Source organism: Kitasatospora sp. NPDC001527 (assembly GCF_040298605.1).
Classification (GTDB): domain Bacteria; phylum Actinomycetota; class Actinomycetes; order Streptomycetales; family Streptomycetaceae; genus Kitasatospora.
Map to the genome: position 1 here is coordinate 107054 of NZ_JBEPAM010000023.1, position 6889 is coordinate 113942.

The window sequence follows — 6889 nt, forward strand, 5'->3', positions numbered from 1 at the left end:
CGACCAGGAGGGGACACCGCAGATGGCAGGCTGGAGGATCCCGGGCTTGGCCGCCCGGCCTCGGTTCACGAGCCGGGCGACCGTCCTCGTGCTGGTGCTCTGCTCACTGGTGGCGATCCTGGCCTACCCGACGCGGCAGTTCGTCTCGCAGCGCTCGGAGATCTCGGCGCAGCGCGCCCGGGCCGAGCACGCCCGGCAGGAGGTCGAGCAGCTGCGCCGGGAGAAGGCCCGCTGGCAGGACCCGGAGTACGTCAAGGCGCAGGCCCGCACCCGGCTGCACTACGCGATGCCGGGGGAGACCCCGTACATCGCGGTCGACCCGGCGGCCCAGGACGCGGCGAAGTCCGCGCTGGGCGCGCCGCCGCCCGCGCAGGGCCCGGCGGCCGGTCCGGCGAAGGCTGCCCGGCCCTGGTACGCCAGCGTCTGGGACTCCGTGGACGCCGCTGCCGCCGCCGCACCGGTGGCCCCCGCCGCCCCGGGGCAGTCCGCCCCTCCCTCACCACCCGCCCCCGCCCCCGCTGGAGACAGCTCCTCCCATGACCACTGAGAACCACCCCACCGTCTCCGACGAGGACGTCGCGGCGATCGCCGCACAGCTCGGCCGGGTCCCGCGCGGCCTGCGCGGCGTGGCCCACCGCTGCCCGTGCGGCAACCCGGACGTCGTGGAGACGGCCCCCCGGCTGCCGGACGGCACGCCGTTCCCGACGCTGTACTACCTGACCTGCCCCAAGGCCGCCTCGCTGATCGGCACCCTGGAGGCGGACGGCGTGATGAAGGAGCAGACCGCCCGGCTCGCCGAGGACCCGGAGCTGGCCGCGGCGTACCAGAAGGCGCACGAGGACTACATCGCCCGCCGGGACGCCATCGAGGTACTGGAGGGCTTCCCGAGCGCCGGCGGCATGCCGGACCGGGTCAAGTGCCTGCACGTCCTGGTCGGCCACTCGCTGGCGGCCGGCGAGGGCGTCAACCCGCTCGGCGACGAGGCGATCGGCATGCTGGAGGACTGGTGGGCCAAGGGCCCGTGCGTCTCCGCCGCCGAGGTCACGGCCGCCGGCGAGCGGGTGGCCCGCAACCGGGCCAAGGAGCAGGACCACGCGGCCGTGATCGCGGCCAAGGAGCAGAAGACCGCCGAGCGCGCCGCCAAGCGGGCCGCGCAGGAGTCGGACGAGGCGGGGGAGGACGGGGCGTGAGCACGACCCGGGTGGCCGCGATCGACTGCGGCACCAATTCGATCCGGCTGCTGGTCGCCGACCTCGACCCGGAGACCGGGGCGATCACCGACCTCGACCGGCGGATGATCATCAACCGGCTGGGCCAGGGCGTGGACCGCACCGGCCGGCTGCACCCGGACGCGCTGGAGCGCACCTTCGCCGCCTGCCGCGAGTACGCCGAGGTGATCTCCGGTTTCGGGGTGGGCCCGGAGCGGATCCGCTTCGTCGCCACCAGCGCCTCCCGGGACGCCGAGAACAGCGCCGAGTACGTCGACGGCGTGCGGGCGGCCCTGGGCGTCGAGCCCGAGGTGGTCAGCGGCGAGGAGGAGGCGCACCTGTCCTTCGTCGGCGCCACCAAGGAGCTCACCGGTGGTCAGTTCCCGGCCCCCTACCTGGTCTTCGACCTGGGCGGCGGCTCGACCGAGTTCGTGCTCGGGGCCGAGGACGTCCGGGCGGCGCGCTCGGTGGACATCGGCTGCGTGCGGCTGACCGAGCGGCACTTCGGCGGCGCCGAGCTGCCGTCGGACGAGCGGATCGCCGAGGCGCGGGCGCACGTGCGCGCCGAGCTGGACCGGGCCGAGGAGGCCGTCCCGCTGACCGGCGCGGCCACCCTGGTCGGCCTGGCCGGCACGGTCACCACCATCTCGGCGATCGCCCAGGACCTGCCCCGGTACGACTCGGAGGCGATCCACCACTCGCGGATCCCCCGCGAGCGGGTCGCCGAGATCGCCGACCGGCTGCTGCACTCCACCCACGCCGAGCGGGCGGCGATCCCGTCGATGCACCCGGGCCGGGTGGACGTGATCGCGGCCGGCGCGCTGGAACTGCTGGAGATCATGGAGCGGACGGGCGCCGCCGAGGTGGTCGTCAGCGAGCACGACATCCTGGACGGAATCGCCTGGAGCATCGCCCGCTGAACAGGTGCGGGACTTACCGTCCGGCCCCGGACGCCCCCCCTGGGGCTCCGGGGCCGGGGCGCGCCGGGGGCGCTGCGGGAATGTTCGTGAATTTCTTCACATGGCGATCCAGCCTTTCGCCGCACCGGGCGGTCCGGTCCGTCCGATATGTGGGACCGAAGGCTCGCTCGGCGTGACGACCCCTGGATCGCAGGTTTCGGCCCGCCAGAGGTTTGAAAATCGAAATCCTGTAGGGGAACCCGCCCGGGTCATGGATCGTTGCTGCTCAGCGGGGCCGTCCGAACGGGCGTGCCCACCGGGTGGCCGCATGGGCCGCGAGGGGCCCGGCGGGGGGTCGAAACGGGGGCGCGTAGTGTAGCAGAGGGGGTCCAGAAGCTTGTGAGCGGGCTCACGAAGGCTGCTCCGAGCGGTGCTGGATACTTTCGGATATGAGCACCACGGAGCGTCCTCGCATCCTCATTGTCGGCGGTGGTTACGTCGGCCTGTATGCCGCGATGCGCATCCTCAAGAAGATGCGTTACGGCGAAGCGACCGTCACGGTCGTCGACCCGCGGTCGTACATGACGTACCTGCCCTTCCTCCCCGAGGCGGCCGGCGGCAACGTCGCGCCCCGCAACCTCGTCGCGCCCCTGCGCACCGCGCTGAAGAACGCGGAGGTGCTCACCGGTGCGGTCACCGGTGTGGACCACGAGCGCAAGATCGCCACGATCCAGCCCGCGGCCGGCGACTCGTACGAGCTGCCCTTCGACTACCTGGTCGTCGCGACCGGCTCGGTCTCCCGCACCTTCCCGATCCCGGGTCTGGCCGAGAACGGCATCGGCATGAAGACCGTGGAGGAGGCCATCGCCCTCCGCAACCACGTCATGGCGCAGCTGGACAAGGCCGAGTCCACCACGGACGAGGCGGTCCGCCGCAAGGCGCTGACCTTCGTCATCATCGGCGGCGGCTTCGCCGGCGTCGAGACGATCGCCGAGATCGAGGACATGGCGCGCGACGCCTCCAAGATCTACAAGACCGTCAGCCGTGACGACATGCGCTTCGTCGTGGTCGAGGCCGCCAACCGCATCCTCCCCGAGATGGGCCCGGACCTCGGTCTGTGGACCAAGGAGAAGCTCGAGGAGCGCAACATCGAGGTCTACATCGAGACCTCGATGGACTCCTGCGTCGACGGCCACGTCGTGCTGAAGAACGGCATGGAGATGGACGCCTCCACCATCGTGTGGACGGCCGGCGTGAAGCCGAACCCGGTGCTGACCCGGTTCGGCCTGCCGCTGGGCCCGCGCGGCCACGTCGACACCGCGCCGACCCTGCAGGTCCAGGGCTTCGACTACGTCTGGGCCGCCGGCGACAACGCCCAGGTGCCGGACCTCGCCGCCGGTGAGGGCGCCTGGTGCCCGCCGAACGCGCAGCACGCCGTGCGCCAGGCCGCCGTCCTCGGCGACAACGTGATCTCCGGCATGCGCGGCTTCCCGCAGCAGGAGTACAAGCACAAGAACCTCGGTGCGGTCGCCGGTCTCGGCCTGCACAAGGGTGTCGCGATCCTCTTCGGCAAGTACAAGCTGAAGGGCCGTCCGGCCTGGTGGTTCCACCGCCTGTACCACGGCGCCATGGTCCCCACCTTCAACCGGAAGGTCCGCGTCTTCACCGACTGGACCCTCGCCGTCTTCCTGAAGCGCGAGATGGTCGGCCTGTCGCAGATGGAGAACCCGTACCAGCCGATCCAGGAGGTCACGGCCCCCACCAAGCCCGCCGTCGAGGCCGCCAAGCCGGCCGCCGACAAGGAGCTCGCCAGCAAGTAACGACTGCGGACCCCGGTGTGGGAGCACCGGGGCATGAGTCGGAGGCCCTCCGCCCGGCAGCGTTGCCGGACCACGACCTCCGTGGTGCTCAGCCGGCTGTGCGAGTCGGGCGGAGTACAGAAGTGAACGAGAAGGCCCCCGCCGAACCCTCCGGCGGGGGCCTTCTCGTCACTCCCGACGGTCAGTCGGTCTTGATGCTGGCCAGGATGTCCAGCTTGGAGGCCCGGCGGGCGGGCCAGAAGGCGGCCACCAGGCCGACCAGGCCGGCCAGGGCCAGGAAGAGCAGCAGCTGGCCGAAGGGGACCACGGTGGCCATGCCCTGCAGGCTGGACTTCAGGGTGCCGTTGATCGCCCAGGCCATGAAGCAGCCGAGCAGGATGCCGATGCCGGCGCCGAACACCGAGATCACCACGGACTCCAGACGGACCATCCGCTTGATGCCGGAGCGGTCCAGGCCGATCGCCCGCAGCATGCCGATCTCGCGCTTGCGCTCGAAGACCGACATCGCCAGGGTGTTGATCACACCGAGGATCGCGACGATCACCGACATCGCCAGCAGGCCGTACATGAGGTTCAGCGCGAAGGTGATGGTCTGGCTGAAGTCGTCCCGGACGTCCTGGCGCGACTTGACCTCGATCACCGGGTTGGCGCCGGTGGCGTCCTTGAGCGCCTTCTTCAGCGCGTCGCTCTCCCCGTCGGTGCCCTTGACCAGGACGTTGTTCAGGTAGGGCTGCGGCTCGTGCTTGACGATCTCGCTGTTGGCCAGCAGGGCCCCGCCGAGCAGGCCGCCCTTCTCGTAGACACCGCCGACGGTCAGGGAGCCCTTGGTGTCGTTGCCGAAGGTGACGTCGACGGTGGACCCGGTCCCGATGCCCAGCTTCTTCGCGACGTCCTCGTCGACCAGCAGCTTCCCCTGGGCGGCGGCGGCCATCGAGCCGCTCTTCATCGTCACCGAGACCAGCTTGTCGAGGCTTTCCCCGTTCAGACCGGTGATCTGCCGGCCGGAGCCGTTGAGCTCCCAGTAGACGGTGGTCAGCGGCGAGGAGGCGGCCACCCCGGGGGCCTTGGCGACCTCGGCCGGGACCTTGTCGGACAGGCTCATCCCGTTGGCCGCGGAGACCAGGTAGTCGGCCTTCATGGAGCTGGTGACCGTCCGGTCGAGGGTGTCGGCGACCGAGGCGCCGATCACGGTCAGACCGCTGACCAGCGTCAGGCCGATGGTGAGCGCGGCGGCGGTGGCGGCGGTGCGGCGCGGGTTGCGCACCGCGTTCTGCCGGGCCAGCTTGCCGGGGGTGCCGAACAGCCGGCCGAGGACCGGGCCGACCAGGGCGATCACCGGGCGGGAGAGCAGCGGCAGCAGGACGAAGACGCCCAGGACGGCGAGCAGCGCGCCGACCGCGATCGGCATCCGGCCGTCGGAGTTGCCCTTCGAGGCTCCGAAGGCGACCAGGGCGATGCCGGCGGCGGCCAGCAGCGAGCCGATGGCGTTGCGGACCACCAGGGACTTCTGGCTGGTGGGCTGGTCTCCGCTGCTCATCGCGGCGACCGGGGCGATCCGCGCGGCGCGGACGGCCGGCAGCAGTGCGGAGAGCACCGTGACCAGGATGCCGACGATCAGGGTGACCGCCACGGTCATCGGCTTGACCACCAGCGAGGCGGTCGGCATGCCGTCGTCCATCGTGGCGATCAGGGACTGCATCCCGGCGCCGACGCCGAGGCCGGCGACCAGACCCGCCGCGGCCGAGAGGGTCCCGATGGCGAGCGCCTCGACCAGCACCGAGCGGGTGACCTGCTTGCGGCTGGCGCCGATCGCGCGGAGCAGGGCCAGCTCCTTGGTGCGCTGGGCGACCAGCATGGTGAAGGTGTTGGCGATGATGAAGATGCCGACGAAGAGCGAGATCGCGGCGAACGCGAGCAGCATGGTGCGGATGCTCTCGCTGCTCCTCTCGATCAGCCGCTCGTCCTCCGCCTTCAGCTCGGCACCGGTGCGGACCTCGATCTGCTGCTCCGGCTTGAGCTTCTGGTTCACCTCGGAGAGCAGGGCGTCCTGGCTGGTGCCGGGCTTGGCGGCGAGCACGACGCTGCTGTAGCGGCCGGGCTCCAGCAGCAGCTGCTGGGCGGTGGCGCGGTCGAACAGGGTGAGGGTGCCGCCGCTGTTGGCCACCGGGTCGTCGGTGGTGAAGATGCCGGTGAGCTTCGCCTCCAGGACCGGGCCGTTGGAGCCGACCCGGACGGTGTCGCCGACCTTGTAGCCGCCCTTGTCGGCGGTCTTCCGGTCGAGGGCGATCTCCTTGCCGTTCTTCGGGCCCTGGCCCTCGGCCATCGGGTAGCGGGCGTCCTTGCCGTCCGGACCGGGCGCGAAGTTGGCGCCCCTGGCCGTCCAGGGCTGGCCGATCAGGGTGCCCTTCTTGTCGGCGACGCCGGTGAAGCCGCTGACCACGCCGCGGGCGCTCGCCGAGCCGGGCAGCGCGGCGAGCTGCTGGACGGTGGCGTCCGTCAGGGTGACCGGGCTCTTGTCGCTCTTGTCCCGGGCGGTCGCGGTGGCGCCGGCGGCGGTGTCGATGACCTGGACCGACACGTCCGAGTAGCTCTTGGAGTTGTTCTCCCGCATGGCCTTGCCGAAGGTGTCGGAGAAGACCATGGTGCCGGCCACGAAGGCGGTGCCCAGCATGACGGCGAGCGCCGTCATCAGCAGTCGGCCCTTGTGGGCCAGCACATTGCGCAGTGCGGTGCGATACATGGGGTGTCCTGGGGTCCTGTGGTCAACGAAGGGTCGGGCGGCGGACGCGGGGCGTCAGCTGGTGCGGCCCTTGGCGTCGAAGCGGCGCATGCGGTCCAGGACGGCGTCGGCGGTCGGCTGGACCAGCTCGTCGACGATGCGGCCGTCGGCGAGGAAGACGACGCGGTCGGCGTAGGCGGCGGCGACCGGGTCGTGGGTGACCATGACGACGGTCTGGCCGAG

At 71.5% G+C, this 6889-nt stretch carries 5 protein-coding genes and 1 pseudogene; 4 read left to right on the plus strand and 2 right to left on the minus strand.

All coding sequences use genetic code 11. The annotated features are described in order from the left end of the window. Positions 1-46: 46 nt before the first annotated feature. The 4 genes from ABT238_RS21550 (at position 47) to ABT238_RS21565 (ending at position 3927) form a co-directional block, all read left to right on the plus strand. Positions 47-547: an FtsB family cell division protein gene (locus tag ABT238_RS21550; protein ID WP_350571872.1), complete on the plus strand. Its 501-nt coding sequence runs from the start codon at positions 47-49 to the stop codon at positions 545-547. Then, positions 519-1190 (plus strand): DUF501 domain-containing protein, encoded by a 672-nt coding sequence (locus ABT238_RS21555; protein ID WP_350571881.1) that lies wholly within the window; start codon positions 519-521, stop codon positions 1188-1190. Before ABT238_RS21550 ends, ABT238_RS21555 begins: the two co-directional genes overlap by 29 nt. Then, positions 1187-2128: a Ppx/GppA phosphatase family protein gene (locus ABT238_RS21560; protein WP_350571874.1), complete on the plus strand. Its 942-nt coding sequence runs from the start codon at positions 1187-1189 to the stop codon at positions 2126-2128. The genes ABT238_RS21555 and ABT238_RS21560 overlap by 4 nt, the downstream gene beginning before the upstream one ends. Before the next feature lie 428 nt (positions 2129-2556). After that, the gene (locus ABT238_RS21565) at positions 2557-3927 is read left to right on the plus strand and encodes an NAD(P)/FAD-dependent oxidoreductase (RefSeq protein ID WP_350571877.1); all 1371 of its coding nucleotides are present in this window, start codon (positions 2557-2559) and stop codon (positions 3925-3927) included. A 181-nt stretch (positions 3928-4108) separates the two neighbouring features. Here ABT238_RS21565 and ABT238_RS21570 read toward each other — a convergent pair whose 3' ends face one another. Together ABT238_RS21570 and ABT238_RS21575 are read right to left on the minus strand one after the other, a co-directional pair. Continuing rightward, positions 4109-6667: an ABC transporter permease gene (locus ABT238_RS21570; RefSeq protein ID WP_350775443.1), complete on the minus strand. Its 2559-nt coding sequence runs from the start codon at positions 6665-6667 to the stop codon at positions 4109-4111. A 54-nt stretch (positions 6668-6721) separates the two neighbouring features. Beyond that, positions 6722-6889: pseudogene (locus ABT238_RS21575) on the minus strand (ABC transporter ATP-binding protein); the annotation flags it as partial.

Excerpts from the sequence above, each read along its gene's own strand:
- ABT238_RS21570 (WP_350775443.1), bottom strand. The coding sequence starts at position 6,667 with ATGTATCGCACCGCACTGCGCAATGTGCTGGCCCACAAGGGCCGACTG.
- ABT238_RS21565 (WP_350571877.1), top strand. The coding sequence starts at position 2,557 with ATGAGCACCACGGAGCGTCCTCGCATCCTCATTGTCGGCGGTGGTTAC.